Here is a 19,736-nt window from a genome sequence, read left to right on the forward strand (position 1 = left end):
TGTTCTTGACTAACAACTTAAAACTTAAACAAAAATTAAATCTATAAATGAGTTAATTAAAGCTGTTGGATCATCTAATCCTTTTTCTGATTCTAGATGACCAGCAGAATTAAGTTCAACAAGACCAAGAATAAATGAAGATACCATTGCTGATAATTGTTTCGGTGGTTTATTAACAGTGTATTTTTGTTCATGAGGTTTTTCTAAGCATTTATAGAAAATTCCAAACACCTCAATGGCTGCAATGTGTAGATTATCATATTGATTCTTATCCCATTGTTTTAAGAACATCAATTTATAATGCTCTTGATTGTTTATCCCAAAATCATAAAAAGTATATAACACTTCATAAACAAGTTCTCTAGGATCCTCTATTTCTTTAATTAATTTTCCAATGCGACTTTTTAATATTTCAAAATCTTCGGTCACAATGGCTGCTAGTAAATCTTCCTTATTTTTAAAATACACATAAACTGCACTTCTAGATAAGTTCATTTCTTTTCCAAGGTCACGCATACTAACAGAGTCAACACCACTTTCATCAATCATTTGCCTTGTGACATCAATCAGCTTTTGTTTTGTATCATTACTACTTTTCATAATAACCTCTTTTAGAAATATATTTTAAATTAATTTTATAACATCATGTTGACACTGTCAATGTTGGGGGATATAATGAATTCAAGTTGACAGTGTCAATGAAATGTATTGATCTTACTTTTTATAAAAGGAGTGTAGTTATGTTAACTAAAAATGGTTCAAATAAAAAGACTATTATTATAACTGGGGGGAATTCAGGACTTGGTTATGCATGTGCTAAAAATATTGCTAAAATAGATAAAAACAATCATGTTATACTAGCTTGTCGTAACATAGCTAAAGCAAATGAAGCAGTAAATTCACTAATTAAAGAAACTAACAATAATAACATAACTTCTTTGGAACTTGACCTTGCGTCCTTAGAATCTGTAAGAGATTTTGCACTTCAATTTTCAAATTCAGATTATCCACCACTATATGCTCTTGTTTGTAATGCCGGATTAATTATGGTTGATAAGACTTACTACACTAAAGATGGATTTGAAAGTACCTTTGGGACAAATCATCTTGGGCATTTTCTACTGGCTAACATGTTGCTTGGAAAAATGTCCGATTCAGGTAGAATAGTTTTTGTTAGCAGCGGAACTCATGACCCTAAGCAGAAGACAATTGTAGCTACTCCAGTGTATGAGAATGCTAGATTGTTAGCTTTTCCTAAGGAAATGAATCAAGGTGAAAGTATGCTTACCGTTGGCCAACGTAGATACTCTACTTCAAAGTTGTGTAATATATACTGTGCTTACGAGTTAGCAGAAAGGATACAAAAGCAAACTAATAAAAATATTACAGTAAATGCTTTTAATCCTGGGCAGATGCCAGGCACAGGGTTCTCACGCACATTTCCGCCTATTATGAGATTTATTACTAAAAACATCAATTATATTTCTACTTTATTTTTACCAAATGTTAATACTGCAAATAAGTCAGGAAAAGCATTAGCGGCTTTAGCAATTAACCCTGAGTTTAATGGAATTACTGGTAAGTATTTTGATGGGACAAGGGAAGTAAAATCTTCGGAGCTTTCTTATAACAAGGAAAATAGACAAGATTTATGGAAGACAAGTGTTGAGTTGTCAAAGCTAAACAAATCAGAAACAATCTTAGATTTATAGATGTACCACTTCGAACAGAAATCTGTTTTTAAAACTATCACAGCTTCTGGTGAGAGAATTTAAAAATAATAAGTTTTATTACGAAGTGGTACATCCATATAAGGTTTCAAAGCATGCAATATTAAATCAAATATTATTTCATTGCTTGGAGAGAGCCAATACAATGTGAATCAAATGATTTCTTATACCTTTTAATAATGTAGATGGGATGGTATCTATAAATTAAAGGCTCTAGCAAGTTTTGCTAGAGCCTTTGTGATCTTCATGTAAAAATGTATTTTAGTAGCTTACTTTAATATTCTTTTTTAATTACAAAGAACGAACCACGAATTGTTCCTGCTAGTTTAGACTTTTGTCTAGCAAACTTAAACTTTCCTTCTAACTCCTTTGGGACTTCCATTCCTTCAGAAAGCTTAAGACCAACAGCTCTCTTTTTAGGATCATCAACTGTATACATTACGTTGATGCCAAGACCATCCTCATAGAAGACGTATGTAAATTTAATATTTTCCACCTGAAAGCTGGATGTTTCTAAAGGTTTGGCTGCAAACTCAATATCACGTTCTTCTTTCAAAATTCCGTTCACGTAATCAAGGGTATCCTTACTTTCGCTAGCTGGTACAACAGTAAATTCATGCTTGTACTTGTTCATAAAGTAACGTGCTTCATTTGCACGTAAACCTGCAAGAGCATCCGCTATAGGGGAAGACTCTAAACCAGTTGTAGATACATTTTTAAAATCAACGATATATGACATTTCAAATCCTCCTTATAATTCATTATTTTTTAACAACAGGAATCCACATTTCACCAAAGACTAAGTCGTTTTGTTTTTTTATCTCAACTGTTGCATTTGGCCCACCAACATATGCAAAATTATTTACTACTGGCAAGACTTGACCAAAGGCAATGCCCGCAAGCTTATTATTCAATTCATCCGAAGTTTTTGCTTCGCCTTTAACAACAAGATAGTCTCCTTTAGGGAATTGTATAACTCTAGCTTCTTCTGGTGCTGCTGCCTCTGTCATGACGCCAGCATAGTGCATCATCTTGTTATTTACCGCTTCGTTCACAGCAAAAACGTAGTCATTTGAAGCTATTGCTTTTAAAGCGTCAAGGCTTCCATCTTCACTAATTGACTGCCAAAAGTCTGATTTTTCCTTGTTTAAACCAATAAAATCTGTGTAATTGCTCTTAAGCTCAGTTCCAAGTCCTACAACGATAAAGCTATCTTTTTCTTCTAGAGTATAATCTGCCATTTTCAAAACCTTCCTCTTCTTTAAATTAATCAAATTACTTAAATTATTTACTTGATAGGTATATAATATTCTTAAATCATGTCAAAAAATGATACTGTTTAGGAGTGTTTATGAAAAAAGTCGAACGAATTAATATACTTATGAGATATATCAACAACCGTGCCAACTTCACAATTTCTGAAATAATGGAGGAATTCAACATATCTCGTTCCACAGCTATTAGAGATATCAGAGAAATTGAGGCCATGGGAGTTCCTCTAGTTGCAGAGGTTGGAAGAGATGGTGGGTATTTTGTTATGCACAATTCTGTTTTGCCTGCAGTTCGATTTACTGATAATGAAGTCAAAGCACTTTTTATTGCTTTTATGGCCACAAGAAATGAACAACTTCCATATTTAAAGAGTCGTCAGTCCTTAACTGAAAAATTACTTGGACTTATATCAGAAAACCAGCAAGATGATCTTGTGCTTTTAAATCAGATATTGCTTTTTGAAGGTACTAATCCTAATAATCCTGACCTCATTGAGCTTTCAGACCTACCGCATCCATTATTAGAAAAGCTCATACAAATCCTTCTTTTGGATAGATATTTATGTATTACAATCAAAGAAGATATGATAATAAAATCTTACCAAATTTTTTTATTACATCTTTATAATGAAAAAGGTCTTTGGGTTATAGAAGGGTTTGATTTAGAGAAAGAAAAGAAGCTAATTTTTCCTGTGGACCACCTTGAGGAGGTCAAAGCCTATTCTATGAAAAAAAGATTAAGTAGGAAAAAGATTTTCGAAAAATTAAGTAAACAAGAAGAAATGATTAACCTAGTTCTTGAATTTGGTCCAAAAGCTATTGCACAGTTCAAAAAATATCATCCTTTAAAAGTTACAATATCCTATACCAATCCTTACCAAACCACGGCGATACTAAGAACTTTTATTGATGTAAATAAGACAGAGGAATTAGAAGAAATAATAAATTGGTTACTTTTCCTAGGTAGGGATGTGAAAGTTAGGGAAATTCCAAAAGAAGTCTTAGAAGGGGTACAAGGAAGATTACGCTTATACTGAACATAATTAGTGAACTTTTTTTATTCGTTGTATGTTGTAAATAAGGATAAAAGGTATAAAGATGAAATACTTCAATCCTTAAACTCCAAATAAAGTAATTCGTTTTGAGGTGATTTCTTCATGTCTCCTATATTGAGTACCATGATTGAAGCTGCAATTAAACTTGATAATCAATAATTTTAAAAATTAAGTTGAAATACATTTTAAAGCAATATATGATGAATTCAGGCATCGATGTACTTTATAAAAAAGAAGGTAAGTTATGGAGATTAATATTGAAATAATACCATCATATAAAATTGCTTATATTCGAAGAACAGGTTTTTATGGTTCAGAGAATGTGAAGGTAATGGAAAGCTTAAAAAGCTGGGCTAAGGAAAAGCACTTATTTAATGAAAGTTCGATTATATTAGGTATAGCTCAAGATAATCCAAGGTTCACAGAACCTAAGGACTGTCGTTATGATGCATGCATAGTGGTTTTCGATAAATTTGAGCCTGAAAATAACTTAATTAACTTTGGAGAAATTATCGGTGGAAAGTATTGCGTATTTAAAATAAGCCACACAGTAGATGCTATGCAAAAAGCATGGGGTGAGATTTTTTCAGAGTTGTCAAAAAGAAATTATGCATTGGATGAAGAAAGACCTATTCTTGAACGATATGCTGTGCAAATGATAAATAGTCATTACTGCGAAATTTGTGTACCAATATTATAAAAAGTCTATAGAATTAAAAGCTGTAGCCTCTGATTACCAGCAGGGGCTACTAGATTTATGATTATAAGATAACAATATAAATGGTAAGTTCTACTTATTAGCTAAATAGGACAAATTGGTTGTAAATCTAGTAATGCTCCAAATTTTTGAGAAGCTGTTATGAAACATATAAGTGCTAGAAGTTCAGATATTTCACCTTCATTAAATTCGTTTTTTAGTAAATTAAAGCGAGTATCATCTAGAGTATGATTTTTAGAAACAAAATCAGCTGTTTTTGTAGCAACTGAGATTTTAGAATCTATTATTTTATAGGTATTGATTGTATTATTAAAGTAACTATGAAGAATGGTGAATATGAAAGATTTAAAGCTTTTATTAAAGACTATGAACGTAGTGAATGGTGTTATAGAATTGCTGGAAATGGATGTTTTATAGTTAAATTGTCAGTTAAATCATTAGAAGAAATAGAAGAGTTTATAAATGTTATTTCTTCATATGCGCTAACAGAAACAATGATAGCATTTTCAGAAGTAGATATAAATAATTGCATAGACAAGTTTTTGAAAGAATAAGTAGCTAAATAGATGAGAAAACACTTCTGCATATATTAAAATGTATTTAGGGAAAGTATGTGTACTTCCCGATTATTTAATAAACAATTTTAGGAGGAAGAATTATGAGTGTAAAAATGATACATCACATATGTATTCAAACCGAGCAGTATACAGAGTCATTAGACTTTTACACAAGAATAATAGGATTTGAAATAGTTAGTGAAAACCTAAATTTTCACGGAAGAGCCTATAATACATGGATAAAATTTGGAGATTTTATGATAGAGCTTCAAACACCTAAAGAAGGTGAGCAATTTAATAAATGGAGTTCTTTAAATGCTGGCCCAGTTCATCTGGCGTTTATGGTTGATAATGTAGAGCAAGAATATGAAAGAATTAAATCGCTAGGCTATGAGAATTTTAAACTGAAAAATGGTCAAGTTATTTATAAGGTGCTTGGAGAAAGTTTATTCAAAATAAAAGCGCCAGAAGGAACTGAAATTGAAATGAGAGATACTGAGATTACATTTTAAGTAAATGATATTACGGAGCGTTTTTATGCTCATGAAAAATTCTTTGATAGAATTATATTATCTTTAGATGATTAATTAATATTACTTTAAAGATTATCAATGAATCAAAATTTATAAGTTATGCTAATAAGAAGCACTTGTCTTTGAAGGATGAGTGCGTTTTCTATTTTTTAAAGTCTTTGTTATTTGTAGTGTGATGTTATTATATCACATGGTATATGCTGTATATAAATGTTATAATTGTAAAAGCATAAACAGTAATAAGATTTGTATTCTCCAAAGGAGTGGGAAGATGGATAAGAGACTTACGTTCAATGAAGATGCTAGCAATTATGACAAGTGGAGACCAACATATTGTGAAGAATTATTTGAGGATATCTTTCAGTATTCTGGGCTTAGTAAAGGTAAAAATGCATTAGAAGTGGGAATAGGAACAGGTCAAGCTACAACACCTTTTCTTAATGCTGGGTATAATGTAACTGCTGTGGAACTTGGAAATAACCTTGCGCAGTTCTCAAAAGAAAAGTTTAAAGAATATAAGAATTTTAATATTTATAATACTTCTTTTGAAGCATTTCAGTGTGAGGATAACAGTATAGATATTCTTTATTCTGCTACTGCTTTTCATTGGATTGCAGAAGATATTGGATATCCAAAGGTGTTGAGGTTATTAAAAGATAATGGAACCATAGCTTTATTTTGGAACAAGCCATCTCCAGCAGACGAGGATTATTCATTGCATCTAGAAATACAAAAGATATATGAAAAATACTGGCCAGCAACAGATAAACTTCTAGAAAGTAATAGTGAAAGGTATAAAAGAATTTCAGAAACTATTAAAGCCCACGGTTTTAAAGATCTAGAAGTGAAGCTATATCATAAGATACGTAAGTTTTCTGCGGAAGAGTATATTTGTTTGTTAAACACCTACTCTGATCACAGAACTATGCTACAACCTACAAAACAATTGTTTGAAAATGAAATTAAAGATACCATTAAGAGAAATGGCGACTTATTCAATATTCATGACACAATAGAGTTATATTTAGCTAGAAAATAAGTTGAGAGATAGTATAAGATAAATTTTAAAATAAATTAGTTGAGGATATATAAAATGAATTTAAAGGAAGTAGGACTAGAAAAAATAACAATAGACTCAAAAACAAAGCTTGAAAATTTAATCAGCTTATATTTGCATGATTTATCAGAGTTTGCAGATGATTTGAAAATTAATGAGGATGGAAAATTTGAATATGAGGGTTTGGAATTATATTTTAAATCTAAGGATTTAACTCCTTTTTTTATAACTTACCGAGGTGAAGTGGTAGGTTTTGTCCTTTTTAATACGGGAAAATATGCTCCGAAGGATATTAACTACGTGATACATGAACTATTTATCCTAAAGAGTTTTAGAAATAAAGGTGTAGCAAGTGATGCAATTAAAATTTTGATGGACACATATAAAGGAAAATACAAAGTTGTACAGATATCAACTAATAAGACAGCAGTAAAGTTTTGGATGAAGTTTTATGAGAATCAAAGTATTAAATTTACAGAGGCAAAAGAAAAAGACGATGATTTAGAGATTAATGTTCAGATATTTAATGTGTAAGTGTGATTAAAGAGGTGTTTCGTATAAGCGTTATGATATAAAAATGTACTATTAATAGTTAATAGAATTATTAATAAACTTAGTAGATTATAACTGGGTATCTATAATAATTAAAATAATAATGCAGTCACTAGTAAAAGTGGCTGCATTATTTTTATTTCATCTATAATTTTACATGAATTTATTATAGTATCTGAAGTTAAGCTTCTACCTCTCTTTTTTTGAATATCAGCACTGAAGAAATAAAAGCCATAATGGTTAAAATAGCTGTTATCAATAAGGTTTTAAGTGGAAATTCTGTTGATAGCTTTGAGGCTTCCGTAATTAACATAAATGGATTTAGTGAATATTTAAAGGTGCTTAAAAGTGTGAGTATAATATTAAATCCCATTGATATTAAAGCAGCTCCCATGGCTTTCTTTAATAAACTGCTAAACAAAAATATTATTGAAAGCATAAACAATATATACAAATATACAAATAGGCAGCATAGTATAATAGCATTAATGGAAGGAAAAGCTTGATCAAATATCAAAAAGGAATAATAGATATTAGTAAGCACAGAGATTGTACTTATTATAAATAATACAACTGCATAAAAGCTAAATTTTGCTATTACAATAGAAGTTTTATAAGCTCCTTTGGTAATTGGAAGTATTATGGTTCCTTTTGATATTTCATTGCAAAGAATTCCTCCTAGAGTAATACATAAAACCAATATACAAATTTGAGGCATATTGCTTCCTAAATAATTAGCAACAGAATCAACTGCATTAGTTTTAAAGAAACTAGACATATCAGTACCGTACTGTTTTTCTAAAAGCTTTGGAGTAAGCTTAAGCATTGGAGGGGTTGCTATACTAAAGAAAAAGAAGCCCATAAATAGTATTATTAGTTTATTTTCTCTATTAGCTTCTAGGAATTCCTTATTTAAGTATGCTTTAAAGGTCAATGATGACACCTCCCTCAATAATTTTAAAAAATATATCCTCTAAGGACACTTCTTTTTTGGTGAAAGCTTTTATAGGAGAGTTCAAAGATAATAAGTAATTGAATAAATCTCTCTCATCGGTTAATGTACTGTCTGTATAAATTTGAGTTATATCGTCCTTGATATTTATATCTTTTATAAAGCTTGGGTAACTTTTAGGATCTATTTTATCACCGAATTTGACCTCGTAATAGCAGGCGCCATACTTGTCCTTAAGGGAAGATAGAGTAGTGGAAGCTAGAATTTCACCCTTATGAATTATAGTTATATAATCACAGATATTTTCTGCATCACTTAAAAGATGAGTGGAAAAAAATACTGTCATTCCTCGGTCTTTTAAGCCCTTTATTATATTCATAACTTCTCTTCGTCCTTCAGGATCTAAAGCAGAGCTAGGTTCATCTAATATAACAAGTTCAGGATTATTGCATATGGCAACTGCTATACCTAGCCTTTGAAGCATTCCTCCTGAAAGGGTTTTTATTGTCTTTTTGGAAGCATCCTTAAGACCTACTATTGAAAGTAGTTCCTCAAGAGAAAAAGCTTTATCCTTTGCTTCAGAAAGAGAGAGAATAAAATTTAGATATTCTTGAACCTTCATATAACTATAAAATTTAGGTTGCTGAGGGAGATAACCTATAGCTTCTCTCTCTTTATCATAACTTAATTCACTTCCTCTAAAGATAACCTTACCTGAAGAAGGCTTCTTTAAACCACATACAATATTCATTGTTGTAGTCTTGCCAGCACCGTTTTCACCAATAAATCCATATATAACTCCTCTAGGAATTTTTATATTTATATCCTTAAGCACTTGAGTTTTACCGTAGTTCTTGCTTAAAGCATTAAGCTCTAAAGTGAATTTAGCTCGAAGATTTTCCATCATTCTTCATCCTTTCCCAGTGCTAAATAAAGAATGCATCCAAGGGTGTTAAGGCATAATATTGCCCAAAGCCACTTTGGAAGATGCTTTGCTGGATTTTTAATAAGTTTTACAAAGCAAAAAATAGAAAAAATCACTTGAAGTAATAAAACGGGCATTAAAATTGTTAAATCTATATTCATAAGATTAACTCCTATTCTTTTTAAAATATAATTTTCTATAAATTAGATAGATTATGGTTGAGCTTGGAATGTTCATGAGACCAATGATTCCCCAAATCCAAGGGTTTGGAATGCTTTTTTTAACTGCATCCCTAAATATCAAGGTTCCTTGGATAGTAACTAGAATGAGAAGAAAAGTAATAATGATTATTTTACTGTGGATCATTTAGCTTCCCTCCTTGTCTTTTTCTTTAAAAAAACCTGATTTAACATAAGTAAAAATATTAATAATATAGACTGAATTGCAAAGGTTATATATAACGAAACTCTCATATACATAAAGCCGATAAAAATAGATAAAAATCCAGCAAGCAATAGAAATTTAAAGGTTTCTTTTCTAAGTCTTTTTGAAAAACGAATTTGCTCTCCATTTTCTACAATGGAACTTATATCTACATTAACTGAAACCTTGGTTTCCAAGTCTTCTGCAATAGACATCCTATCTAAAATAGATTTTAAATCCGCTTCTCCCTTGCTTGCTTTATTTAGAGAACCATCATAATATTTATCAATATTCTCATCCAAATTATCAAAGGGTTTCATTTTACTTACCTCCGTTAAATCTTGAAATTATCTCTTTTATTGCATAATGTAATCTTGATCGTACCGTACCTATAGGGCAATTTACTATAGAGCTTATTTCCTCATAGCTGTAACCATAGTAATGTTTTAGTATAAATACAGTTCTTTTATCAGCAGGCATAGCTCTTAATATCTTTAAGACCTCTTCTAGCTCTTCTTTTTTTACTATTTCCTCTTCAGTAATAGAGGAAGACTGAAAAGTATCTAATAACGTAACTGTCTCTTTATTCTTTCTTAAGTAGTCTCTATATTTATTGGTGGCAATTTTGATAAGCCAAGTGGAAAACTTAGCATTAGATACAAAGGAATCAATATGAACAACAGCAGATAACAAGGTATCTTGAACAATATCTTCAGTTAGATCTTTGTCTAAAGTCATCTTTAATACATATCCCTTTAAAATAGAAAAGTTATTACTAATCAGTATTTCAAAAGCGTATTTATCACCAGCTTTAGCTCTTGCTATTAAATTTTCTTCGTTTTGATTTTTGAAATTCATGAATTCTACCTCTTCTTGCTGTTTTCATTACTTAAACGCAGGAGTTAAAAAAAAGTTCAATATAAATATAAAAAAATTTAGTATGTTAAACTACCGTGTTGAAATGAAATGGTTAATCCTCCGACGCTTTAATGAGCTTACGCAAAGAATTAATATTTATAATTTTACTCTTAGATTCTATTTATTCATATAGGCTTCCTAGCTCAACTATTAATTTATACATGTCAGAGAATCCCCAGAAGCCGCGATTTTCGAATATGCATAAATTAAGTTTTGACATAGGAACCCTTTAGAAAAGTTATTAGAGGATGACTTTTAAATAGAATGTAGATTGTACTCCAATCATTAGTTGGAAGTGTGCTACAATTATAGTGAAAAGGAAAGTGAATTATGTGATCTGTATTTTTTTAAGTGCTTATATAGAGGGGGAAATACTATGAAGGATATTGCCAAGAAAGGGAAGTTATCAAAAATTATATCGGGACTTTCAGTAATTATTTCTTTATTAGGTATTATTATCGCGTTAATGAATATGAGATTTTTAATCACTCATGGGAAAGACACTTGGGAAGCAGTCAAAACGCTCTTAATTGGTATTCCAATTTTTTTAGTATGTACAGCACAATTTATAATTATAAGAAATAAATATAGAAGACATTCTAAATGAGAAAAAAAATCCGTAGAGCATCAAAATTTATATTTTGAGTCTACGGATTTAAATTGGATACCATGCTAGCAGGCCATCATATCTATAATAACTGTTTTCTTACGCATTGCTTCAAAATATTCATATCCCTTAATCCAATAATTAATGAGATTTTCATTGTAAGCTAAAAGATGTTTAAGAAATTCATCAAACACATTAAGTTTAATAAATATTTTAATTATTTCTTTAGGATAGGGGATGTCTTTTTGGAAGACTTTTCTCGGATCAATAACTTGTATTTTTTCTTCTTTAGTTACAAAGATATGTGCATTTCTAATATCAATTCTCTTAAAATTTAGACGTTTAAATTCCTCTACAAGCTCTATTATTTCAATTGAGAGGTTGTAAGACAATCCGTTCTTACTAATGTACTCGTATAAGTTTGTTCCCTCAACATAATCTCTTAGAACTTTATTTTCAGTAATAAACATAACTTTAGGGAAAAATCTACTATCATTAGCTTTTTCCAAAATAGCAACTTCACTTTCAGCTTTCTTATTGTCATAAAATATTTTTAAAGCAAAGCCCTCTGGAGTCAAATATACTGAGCCTTCATCACCTTTTCCTAAAAATTCGCATTCTTTAATGTTTAAAATGTATCGCATATTATCCTCTAAATGATTGTTTTAGATATAATATGATTTTTGCTTTAAGGATTCCACTGTATTGAAATGATTTTGCAGTTTTATTGACATCTCTCAATTGGATGATATATAATGTGTGAGATTTTAGAAGGTATAGATGATTGTATCAGCAATACAAACTACTTTAGTTATCCGTATTCTGTTCAGCAAAATAATTCTCTGTTGCATATTTAAAAGAATTAACAAGGAATTCATGGGCTTTTTTAGTTACCTCAGCTTTGGGACATATCTGATCAAAACCATGATAGCAGCCGTTGAAAATTTCAAAATGAACAGGTATTCCAGCCTTTTTTAGGTTTTCTACATAATCAATAGTTTCATCTCTAAAAGGCTCTAAGTTTCCTACAAAGGTTGCTGTTGGTGGAAGATTACTATAATCTTCTGATCTTGCAGCAGCGGCATAGTATGGAACCTTTTCAGTGGCAAAGAAACTACCGAGATATAGCTTCCAGCCAAGAAAGTTAGATTTAGAGTTCCAAACCGGTGCATCATTGTCTTTTGCAGATTTAGTTGTCATCCTATCATCAATCATTGGGTATAGTGGCATCTGAAACGCGATATTAACCTCGCCCTTATCTCTTGCGTATAAAGTAAGAGCCGCAGTAAGTCCACCACCTGCACTGTCTCCTCCAACCATTAGCTGGTCAGACCTGATTCCTAAATCCTCTGCGTGATTTTTCATCCATAAAAGAGCTTCATAACTATCCTCTAAAGCAGCAGGATATGGTGCTTCAATAGATAGTCTGTAATCAGGAGCTATAACAATACAATCACTTACTTCTATAAACTTTTTAGCATATAACTTCGATACCTCAGGGGCTCCAAGTGCATAACCACCTCCGTGTAACCAAAGAACACCTGGTACATCCTTCTTTGGATTAAGAGGTTTAAAAATGCAAATACGAAGCCTTGAACCATCATTTCGAACAATATATTCTTCTGAGAATTGTATAGTCTTATCTTTTACTTTCATTTTGCTTTTACGGCTCATTTTATACATAAAGCGTAATTTTGGTTCAGTAAAAGTGTTATTAAGAAGCTTAAGTAATCTTCCTGTATTTCTTAAGTCTTTATCAATAGAACTGAATTTTACTTTCATTATTTCCCTCCAATTGTATAAGCACAGTAATTATATATAAACTACTTAAGTCATAAAAATCAAAATGAAGATTTCGGTGATTCTACGAATCTTTATTCTGATAAGTTACAATAGGAAGTAGTTTATATATATTTTAAGTGTAAAATTAGACAAGGTGTTGTATATTATATTAAATGACAGTAGAATTTTATTCAATAAACACTTGAAGGCGATTTGTCTAAAATTCAAGGTGGAGGAAATTTTTATTAGATATAATATGGCTTAAAAGCTTTACTGAAACCAATTTAAGAAAGATTAATAGGTATTATTTCTCTGGAAATATTTTACTGAAGATATTTGGGTTACTATCACTTCTACATAGGAAAAGGAGAAGAATTTTATGAATATCAAAGAGGTTGCCAAAAAAACAGGAGTATCCATAGATAATCTGCGATATTATGAGCGTATTGGATTAATCCCACCTATAAAAAGGACAAGAGCAGGTATACGAGATTATGATGAAAGAGCAATTCATTGGGTGGAATTGGTTTTAAAGTTTAAAAAGGCAGGAGCATCGCTTGAATTTATTAAAGAATATCTTCATCTTGCAAATGAAGGAAAATCTACAAAGGAAGCCAGAAGAGGTATTCTTTTTGAAATAAAGACCAATATTGAAGAGCAAATGCAAGAATTACAGAAATGTTATGATATGATAAATTATAAAATTGAAAATTATGATGATTTGTGTGAACCTGTGACAACAGAAATCATAGGACAATGGAAATCCTCAGATAATAAAGATGAATAGCGTACATAAAAGTAAACGTAAATTGTAATAAAGCCAGTAGAACAGGAAATTAATTGTTTTACTGGCTTTAACCAATTCTGTTTACATGAAGCTCAAGTACGAATTTAATATTGCAAACAAGAATTTAACTTTTCATTTTACAGAAAATAATGAAAAAGTACTTGACTTGGAGTTAACTTCAAGTGCTAAACTGATTCTCAAGAAACTAGATCAGCGTGAGGTTAATTATGATGAAGATAATCATATTTTGTGCTGCTGGAAATACAGCAAGGTTACTAGTAGAAAAAATGGAAATAGAAGCAGAAGCAAGAGGCCTAGATATATATATTAAAATATTTTTAGAGGGGCAAATAGAAAAACAAGTTGATGAATTGGATTTAGTTTTAATTGCACCAGAGATAGCATATATTCTCCCAAAGGTTAAGGAAATATATGAACCTGAAGGAATACCGGTAGATGTAATATCAGCAGTAGACTTCAGTGTTGTAAATGGAGAAAAGGTTTTAAATTTTGCATTAGATCTACTTGAGGAAAAAGAAATATATTGTTGAGTAAAGATCCTTTAGAGTTTATATTATTGTCTTAGAGTTAGCTCTGGCATCTATAATTATTTAAATATTAGGAGGTATAAAAATATGACCATAGCAGAAGTAAGTGCAAAGTTTGGTGTATCACAGGATACACTCCGCTACTATGAACGTATCGGATTGATTCCTCCTGTGAACCGAAGTAAAAGTAAGATTAGAGATTATACAGAAGAAGATTGCAAATGGGTTGAATTTATTAAATGTATGAGAAGTTCAGGCCTTCCAATAGAAGTCTTAATTGAATATGTTACCCTATTCCAAGAAGGCGATGAGACCGCAGAAGCAAGAAAAGTACTTTTAATTGAGCAGCGAGACAATCTTGTAGCAAAGATGGAAGAAATGAAAAGCACAATAGAACGTTTAAATGGCAAGATTGCCAGATATGAAGAAACCATAGGAAAGAAAGAAAAAGGATTAAGAAGATCTTAAGTTTGTAGAATTGGGATGTAACTTAGTGTGTATTATTATCGTTTTTCTATCACAACATATGTTGAAATTTAGCAAGTAAACACAGTTAGAATCTTGAGAAATCAAGATTCTTTTCTTTTTTACAGAAGGCAGAAGTTAAGTTTGAAATAGATATTGTATTCACGAATTTACCTTTTCATTTTACGGACAGGAATAAAAAATTGTTGACTTGGAGTTAGCTCCAAGGAGTAGGGTAATAATAAGAGATTAAGAAAGAGGGGACTGAAAATGAGTAAAAAATCTTTAATAGCCTATTTTACAAGAGAAGGAAATAACTATGTGAGCGGTAATATTATAAATTTATCTGTAGGCAACACAGAAGTGGCAGCGAAAATGCTTCAGAAAATAACAGAAGCGGATTTATTTCGTATAGAAGCGGTGAAGCCTTATCCTAAGGATTATACAGAATGTACAGAAGTGGCAAAGAAAGAACTGCAGCAAAGTGCTAGGCCAGATTTAGCCAGTATGGTTGATGACATAGATTCTTATGATGTAATATTCCTTGGATATCCTAACTGGTGGGGGACTTTTCCTATGCCTATATTTACCTTTCTAGAAACTTATGATCTATCTCGCAAGAAAATCATTCCCTTCTGTACTCATGAAGGAAGTGGGATGGGACGTAGTGAAAGCGATATTAAAAAACTTTACCCAGGTGCCAAGGTAGAAAAAGGTCTTGCTATCAAAGGAAGTAGTGTTAAGGGAGCAGAAAAAGAAATTTCTAAATGGGCTCAAAAGTACTGTACTTCAATGTGATTATTTAACTCTTTAATAAAAAAACAAGAGAAAATGGAGTGGATGAAATGGAAGCAACTTCAGTAAAGAAACGTTTTTTTTCAAATCATGACTTATTTACGTTATTTTTACCTCTCATAATAGAGCAGGGACTTGAATATACCGTTGGAATGGCAGCTTCCATGATGGTAGCACAGGTTGGAGAGTCTGCTGTATCAGGGGTGTCATTGGTAGATTTTATTATGGCGCTAATAATTAGTATATTTGCAGCATTAGCAACTGGGGGAGCAGTAATTGCGGGACAGTATCTTGGACGTAAAGATAAGGTAAAAGCAACAAAAGCAGCAAATCAACTAGTCAAATGTTCATTATTATTATCAGTTGTAATAACTGTATTACTATATATTTTTAAACCACTGATACTAAATCATTTATTTGGAACTATTACAAAAGAAGTATCGGATGCAGCAAATCATTATTTTGTGATAGTAGCAATATCAGTTCCATTTTTAGCATTATATAATTCTGGTGCTGCAATCTTCCGTACCATGGGGAATTCTAAATTACCAATGAAAATTATGCTTGTTATGAATATCATAAATGTGGCAGGAAATGCATTGTTAGTGTCAGGGTTTCATATGGGGGTCACAGGAGTTGCTATTCCAACATTAGTTTCAAGAATTGGTGCAGCAGTGATTATTCTTTTTATGGCACATAGAAGTGATTGTGAGCTTAGAATTACAAAGTTTTTAACTGAAAAATTTGATAAGGCAATGATAAAAAGAATTTTAAATATCGGAGCGCCTTTCGGTTTTGAAAATGGGATGTTTTATCTAGGAAGGCTTATTGTATTAAGTATTGTTTCAATGTTTGGAACAGCATCAATCGCAGCCAACTCTGTGGCAGGAACTATTGTTATGTTTGAAGTGCTGCCTGGGATGGCGATGAACTTGGGGCTTTCTGTTATTATATCAAGATGTGTGGGAGCTGGAGATTTTGAACAGGCAAAGTACTATAAGAAAAAAGTGAGAATTATCATCCATTTAGGATTTATTATTAGTTCTGTGATAGTACTACTTTTAATGCCAGTGATTATGCATGTTTATAATCTTTCGGCAGATGCTACATCCATGACATGGAAGATAGTTATCGCTCATGCAGTTATGATGATTTTAATATGGCCATCTGGTTATATGCTTCCTATCATATTCAGAGGAGCTGGAGATGCAAAGTTTCCAATGGTAGTCAGCACTTTATCTATGATTTTTTGCAGAATTGCCTTGTCTTACGTATTTGCAATAGGATTTCATATGGGAATGATAGGTACTTGGGTTGCTATGTTTGTAGACTGGATTATAAAATCAGTGATTTTTGAATTTCATTATAAAAATGATAAATGGACAAAGTTTAAAGCTATTTAATAAATATACATTGCAAGGCTTGCCAGTACTGTGTGGAAGCTACCATAAGTTGACCAGATTACAGAAATAAATATTGGTACGAATTTAACTGTTTGATTCTTTTATCTGGATAATTATCTAGTAAAATTTTTAAAAATAGTATTGACCTTAAGTTAACTTAAGGGTCTATAGTCAATATGTCAGGAAAACTGATGTATAAAAATACTGTTTGAGAAGGAGATAAATAGCTATGAAAATAACAGTAATAACAGGAAGTCCAAATAGGAAGGGTACCACTGCTTTATTAGCAGATAAATTCATTGAAGGAGCTACAGAAGTAGGACATGATGTATATCGTTTTGATGCAGCTTTTGAAAATGTAAAACCTTGTATTTCATGTGGATATTGTGCAAGCAATGATTCTGAATGTGTTCACAAGGATTCTATGAGTAAACTTAATGATAAACTATTGGAATCAGAGATGATTGTATTTGTAACTCCAATCTATTACTATACAATGTCTGCGCAAATCAAAGCGGTGGTTGACCGTTTCCATGCTAACAATGCAAAGCTGTCTGGAAATAAAAAGGCCATGCTTTTTGCAGCTGCTTATGGGTCAGATGATGAAACAATGGAAGGACTAGAAAAGACTTATGAAGCAATTCTGAGTTATTTGAACTGGAATAATGCAGGCGTACTGTTAGCAAAAGGATGTCCAGCAAGAGAAGTAATTGAAACAACAGATTATCCAAATTTAGCATATGAGATAGGAAAGAATGTTTAAACTCTAAATTGGGTCTAATATGATTGTGTAGAGTTTTAAGAATTTAACGAAGGAGGGATATTTAATGCCAGTTATTACATTAGAAGCAGCTAAATTAACAAAAGAACAGAAAAGCCAGGTGGTAAAAGAATTTACAGCAACTGCATCAAAGATCATGAATGTGCCAGAACAAGCATTTATTGTTCTAATAAAAGAAAGTGAGCTAGACAATATAGGAGTTGGAGGAAAGCTTTTATCTGATAGATAATCTTCAATATGCAGGATAACTTTATAAGTGTTTTCCTGTATATTTTTATAAAATTAAAGAAATAAGCAAGGGTATATAAGGGAGTAGAAAGAATGCTAGTTTTTTATTTGAGCAAAATGGTTAAAATAATGTATTGACATAAAGTTAACTTTACCATTTATGATAAGTTTGTAGCTACAAATAATTATGCACAATACCTCTGACTATATCATGGAACTGGTCATGGAATAAGGAAAATTTATTGCAATACTTTTGCATGCTATATTTAACTATTTTCAAAGGAGAACAATATGAAAAAAGCAAGTTCAACTTTAATAGTTCTTACATTGAAGTACTAAAAATCTTAATCTGAAAAAATATAAGGAGGATAATACAATGTTAGGAAACTTTAGCTATTCAAACCCTACGAAGTTATACTTTGGAGAGGACTCATTGAATTTCTTGAATGAGGAACTACCGAAGTATGGAAAGAATGTGTTGCTTGTTTACGGTGGAGGATCCATCAAAAGCACTGGTTTATATGACAATATTGTGAAAATTCTAAAGGAGAACGGCAAAGATGTATTTGAAGATGCGGGAGTTATGCCAAATCCAACAGTAGAAAAGCTATACGAAGGTTCAAAGAGAGCAAAGGACAACAACGTCGATTTAATTTTGGCAGTAGGAGGCGGCTCAGTCTGCGATTATGCAAAAGCAGTATCGGTTTCAGCTTATTGTGAGGAAGATCCATGGGACAAATACTATCTACGAATGGAAGATGTAGATAATAAAATCATCCCTGTTGGATGTGTTTTGACAATGGTTGGTACAGGTTCTGAAATGAACGGGGGATCTGTTATTACTAACCATGCTACCAAGCTAAAAATCGGTCATGTATTTGGTGAGAATGTGTTCCCTAAGTTCTCTATCTTGAACCCTGTACTTACCTATACCGTGCCTCAATATCAGATGGTTGCAGGATTCTTTGATATTATGTCCCATATATTGGAGCAGTATTTCTCTAATGAAGATGATAATACTTCTGATTACATTATGGAGGGCTTGTTAAAGTCTTTAATACATAGTTCCAGAATTGCAGTTAAGAATCCAACAGACTATGAAGCAAGAAGTAATATTATGTGGACTGCAACATGGGCACTGAACACCCTTGTTGCTAAAGGCAAGTCAACAGATTGGATGGTTCATATGATTGGGCAGTCCATCGGTGCTTATACAGATGCCACACACGGAATGACACTTTCAGCAATCTCCATGGCATATTACCGATTCATAATGCCTTACGGCTTTCAAAAGTTCAAGCGTTATGCTATTAATGTATGGAATGTAAATCCACAAGGGAAAACAGATGAAGAAGTCGCTTTAGAGGGTCTTGACCTAATGGAAGCATATATGAGAGAAATTGGCTTAGTTATGAATATAAATGATCTTGGTGCCACTGAGGAAATGGTTGACGGTATTGCAAAAGGCTCCTTTATATTAGAAGGCGGATACAAGGTGTTGACACAGGATGAGATTGTTCATATCTTGAAAAACAGCATGATTAATAATAAATAAAATCTTAACTGAGGCTACAAAAACAGCTTGGACAAATGTTCAAGCTGTTTTTATACGATTAATATTAGTCAGCCTCTAAGTTTCTGCTAAGAGA

The 19,736-nt window shown here is 31.7% G+C and carries 25 protein-coding genes and 2 pseudogenes; 16 read left to right on the forward strand and 11 right to left on the reverse strand.

Annotated elements, in window-relative coordinates:
- Positions 1–24: 24 nt before the first annotated feature.
- Positions 25–600, reverse strand: a complete 576-nt coding sequence (locus OCU55_RS05260; RefSeq protein WP_261851255.1) for a TetR/AcrR family transcriptional regulator — start codon at positions 598–600, stop codon at positions 25–27.
- A gap of 140 nt (positions 601–740) precedes the next feature.
- Here OCU55_RS05260 and OCU55_RS05265 point away from each other — a divergent pair, with 140 nt between their 5' ends.
- Complete coding sequence (locus OCU55_RS05265) at positions 741–1,712, forward strand: SDR family NAD(P)-dependent oxidoreductase (RefSeq protein WP_261851256.1); 972 nt, start codon at positions 741–743, stop codon at positions 1,710–1,712.
- A 292-nt stretch (positions 1,713–2,004) separates the two neighbouring features.
- Here the strand turns inward: OCU55_RS05265 and OCU55_RS05270 are convergent, their stop codons facing one another.
- Together OCU55_RS05270 and OCU55_RS05275 are read right to left on the reverse strand one after the other, a co-directional pair.
- Positions 2,005–2,469, reverse strand: coding sequence for a vWA domain-containing protein (locus OCU55_RS05270; protein ID WP_261851257.1), 465 nt, complete (start codon positions 2,467–2,469; stop codon positions 2,005–2,007).
- A gap of 22 nt (positions 2,470–2,491) precedes the next feature.
- A complete protein-coding gene (locus OCU55_RS05275) occupies positions 2,492–2,971 on the reverse strand; it encodes a GyrI-like domain-containing protein (RefSeq protein ID WP_261851258.1) in 480 nt (159 codons plus the stop codon).
- A 110-nt stretch (positions 2,972–3,081) separates the two neighbouring features.
- Between OCU55_RS05275 and OCU55_RS05280 the strand changes: the two genes are divergently transcribed.
- Both OCU55_RS05280 and OCU55_RS05285 read left to right on the forward strand, forming a co-directional pair.
- Complete coding sequence (locus tag OCU55_RS05280; protein ID WP_261851259.1) at positions 3,082–4,038, forward strand: helix-turn-helix transcriptional regulator; 957 nt, start codon at positions 3,082–3,084, stop codon at positions 4,036–4,038.
- Between the two features lie 262 nt (positions 4,039–4,300).
- Positions 4,301–4,756, forward strand: a complete 456-nt coding sequence (locus OCU55_RS05285; protein WP_261851260.1) for an AraC family transcriptional regulator — start codon at positions 4,301–4,303, stop codon at positions 4,754–4,756.
- 101 nt (positions 4,757–4,857) lie between these two features.
- Here OCU55_RS05285 and OCU55_RS05290 read toward each other — a convergent pair.
- Positions 4,858–5,064, reverse strand: a pseudogene (locus OCU55_RS05290) (carboxymuconolactone decarboxylase family protein); the annotation flags it as partial.
- On the opposite strand from OCU55_RS05290, the pseudogene OCU55_RS05295 reads away from it, so the two are divergent.
- From OCU55_RS05295 to OCU55_RS05310, 4 genes and pseudogenes are all read left to right on the forward strand, one after another.
- Positions 5,065–5,328, forward strand: a pseudogene (locus OCU55_RS05295) (Lrp/AsnC ligand binding domain-containing protein); the annotation flags it as partial. It abuts the pseudogene before it with no gap.
- A gap of 104 nt (positions 5,329–5,432) precedes the next feature.
- Positions 5,433–5,843 carry a VOC family protein gene (locus OCU55_RS05300; protein ID WP_261851261.1) on the forward strand — a complete coding sequence of 137 codons (411 nt, stop codon included), beginning with the start codon at positions 5,433–5,435 and terminating at the stop codon, positions 5,841–5,843.
- Positions 5,844–6,135: 292 nt separating this feature from the next.
- Positions 6,136–6,903, forward strand: coding sequence for a class I SAM-dependent methyltransferase (locus OCU55_RS05305; RefSeq protein WP_261851262.1), 768 nt, complete (start codon positions 6,136–6,138; stop codon positions 6,901–6,903).
- Positions 6,904–6,957: 54 nt separating this feature from the next.
- Positions 6,958–7,455 (forward strand): GNAT family N-acetyltransferase, encoded by a 498-nt coding sequence (locus OCU55_RS05310; protein WP_261851263.1) that lies wholly within the window; start codon positions 6,958–6,960, stop codon positions 7,453–7,455.
- A gap of 199 nt (positions 7,456–7,654) precedes the next feature.
- Here OCU55_RS05310 and OCU55_RS05315 read toward each other — a convergent pair whose 3' ends face one another.
- From OCU55_RS05315 to sigY, 5 genes are all read right to left on the reverse strand, one after another.
- Positions 7,655–8,407 carry an ABC transporter permease gene (locus tag OCU55_RS05315; protein ID WP_261851264.1) on the reverse strand — a complete coding sequence of 251 codons (753 nt, stop codon included), beginning with the start codon at positions 8,405–8,407 and terminating at the stop codon, positions 7,655–7,657.
- Positions 8,397–9,329, reverse strand: coding sequence for an ABC transporter ATP-binding protein (locus OCU55_RS05320; RefSeq protein ID WP_261851265.1), 933 nt, complete (start codon positions 9,327–9,329; stop codon positions 8,397–8,399). The genes OCU55_RS05315 and OCU55_RS05320 overlap by 11 nt, the downstream gene beginning before the upstream one ends.
- The gene (locus tag OCU55_RS05325; protein ID WP_261851266.1) at positions 9,329–9,511 is read right to left on the reverse strand and encodes a PLDc N-terminal domain-containing protein; all 183 of its coding nucleotides are present in this window, start codon (positions 9,509–9,511) and stop codon (positions 9,329–9,331) included. The genes OCU55_RS05320 and OCU55_RS05325 overlap by 1 nt, the downstream gene beginning before the upstream one ends.
- Positions 9,512–9,712: 201 nt before the next feature.
- Positions 9,713–10,093 (reverse strand): hypothetical protein, encoded by a 381-nt coding sequence (locus tag OCU55_RS05330; protein ID WP_261851267.1) that lies wholly within the window; start codon positions 10,091–10,093, stop codon positions 9,713–9,715.
- Between the two features lies 1 nt (position 10,094).
- Positions 10,095–10,631 carry an RNA polymerase sigma factor SigY gene (sigY, locus tag OCU55_RS05335; RefSeq protein WP_261851268.1) on the reverse strand — a complete coding sequence of 179 codons (537 nt, stop codon included), beginning with the start codon at positions 10,629–10,631 and terminating at the stop codon, positions 10,095–10,097.
- 436 nt (positions 10,632–11,067) lie between these two features.
- On the opposite strand from sigY, the gene OCU55_RS05340 reads away from it, so the two are divergent.
- Positions 11,068–11,298 (forward strand): hypothetical protein, encoded by a 231-nt coding sequence (locus OCU55_RS05340; protein WP_261851269.1) that lies wholly within the window; start codon positions 11,068–11,070, stop codon positions 11,296–11,298.
- Between the two features lie 65 nt (positions 11,299–11,363).
- Here OCU55_RS05340 and OCU55_RS05345 read toward each other — a convergent pair whose 3' ends face one another.
- Both OCU55_RS05345 and OCU55_RS05350 read right to left on the reverse strand, forming a co-directional pair.
- Positions 11,364–11,942, reverse strand: coding sequence for a serine/threonine protein kinase (locus OCU55_RS05345; RefSeq protein ID WP_261851270.1), 579 nt, complete (start codon positions 11,940–11,942; stop codon positions 11,364–11,366).
- Positions 11,943–12,105: 163 nt separating this feature from the next.
- Positions 12,106–13,080: an alpha/beta hydrolase gene (locus OCU55_RS05350; RefSeq protein WP_261851271.1), complete on the reverse strand. Its 975-nt coding sequence runs from the start codon at positions 13,078–13,080 to the stop codon at positions 12,106–12,108.
- A 379-nt stretch (positions 13,081–13,459) separates the two neighbouring features.
- Here OCU55_RS05350 and OCU55_RS05355 point away from each other — a divergent pair, with 379 nt between their 5' ends.
- The 8 genes from OCU55_RS05355 to OCU55_RS05390 all read left to right on the forward strand — a co-directional run bounded on the left by OCU55_RS05355 (position 13,460) and on the right by OCU55_RS05390 (position 19,642).
- A complete protein-coding gene (locus tag OCU55_RS05355) occupies positions 13,460–13,867 on the forward strand; it encodes a MerR family transcriptional regulator (protein WP_261851272.1) in 408 nt (135 codons plus the stop codon).
- A 227-nt stretch (positions 13,868–14,094) separates the two neighbouring features.
- Complete coding sequence (locus tag OCU55_RS05360) at positions 14,095–14,418, forward strand: PTS sugar transporter subunit IIB (RefSeq protein ID WP_261851273.1); 324 nt, start codon at positions 14,095–14,097, stop codon at positions 14,416–14,418.
- Positions 14,419–14,502: 84 nt separating this feature from the next.
- A complete protein-coding gene (locus tag OCU55_RS05365; protein ID WP_261851274.1) occupies positions 14,503–14,883 on the forward strand; it encodes a MerR family transcriptional regulator in 381 nt (126 codons plus the stop codon).
- Positions 14,884–15,150: 267 nt separating this feature from the next.
- Positions 15,151–15,678, forward strand: a complete 528-nt coding sequence (locus OCU55_RS05370; protein WP_261851275.1) for a flavodoxin — start codon at positions 15,151–15,153, stop codon at positions 15,676–15,678.
- A gap of 47 nt (positions 15,679–15,725) precedes the next feature.
- Entirely contained in the window at positions 15,726–17,078 is a 1,353-nt protein-coding gene (locus OCU55_RS05375) for an MATE family efflux transporter (RefSeq protein ID WP_261851509.1), read from the forward strand.
- Positions 17,079–17,307: 229 nt separating this feature from the next.
- On the forward strand, positions 17,308–17,841 hold the full coding sequence (locus OCU55_RS05380) for a flavodoxin family protein (RefSeq protein ID WP_261851276.1): 534 nt from the start codon (positions 17,308–17,310) through the stop codon (positions 17,839–17,841).
- A gap of 64 nt (positions 17,842–17,905) precedes the next feature.
- Entirely contained in the window at positions 17,906–18,088 is a 183-nt protein-coding gene (dmpI, locus tag OCU55_RS05385) for a 4-oxalocrotonate tautomerase DmpI (RefSeq protein ID WP_261851277.1), read from the forward strand.
- A gap of 375 nt (positions 18,089–18,463) precedes the next feature.
- Positions 18,464–19,642 carry an iron-containing alcohol dehydrogenase gene (locus tag OCU55_RS05390; protein WP_261851278.1) on the forward strand — a complete coding sequence of 393 codons (1,179 nt, stop codon included), beginning with the start codon at positions 18,464–18,466 and terminating at the stop codon, positions 19,640–19,642.
- Positions 19,643–19,736: the final 94 nt, after the last annotated feature.

Origin of the sequence: Clostridium folliculivorans (genome assembly GCF_024341905.1) — a bacterium.
Classification (GTDB): domain Bacteria; phylum Bacillota; class Clostridia; order Clostridiales; family Clostridiaceae; genus Clostridium_AR; species Clostridium_AR folliculivorans.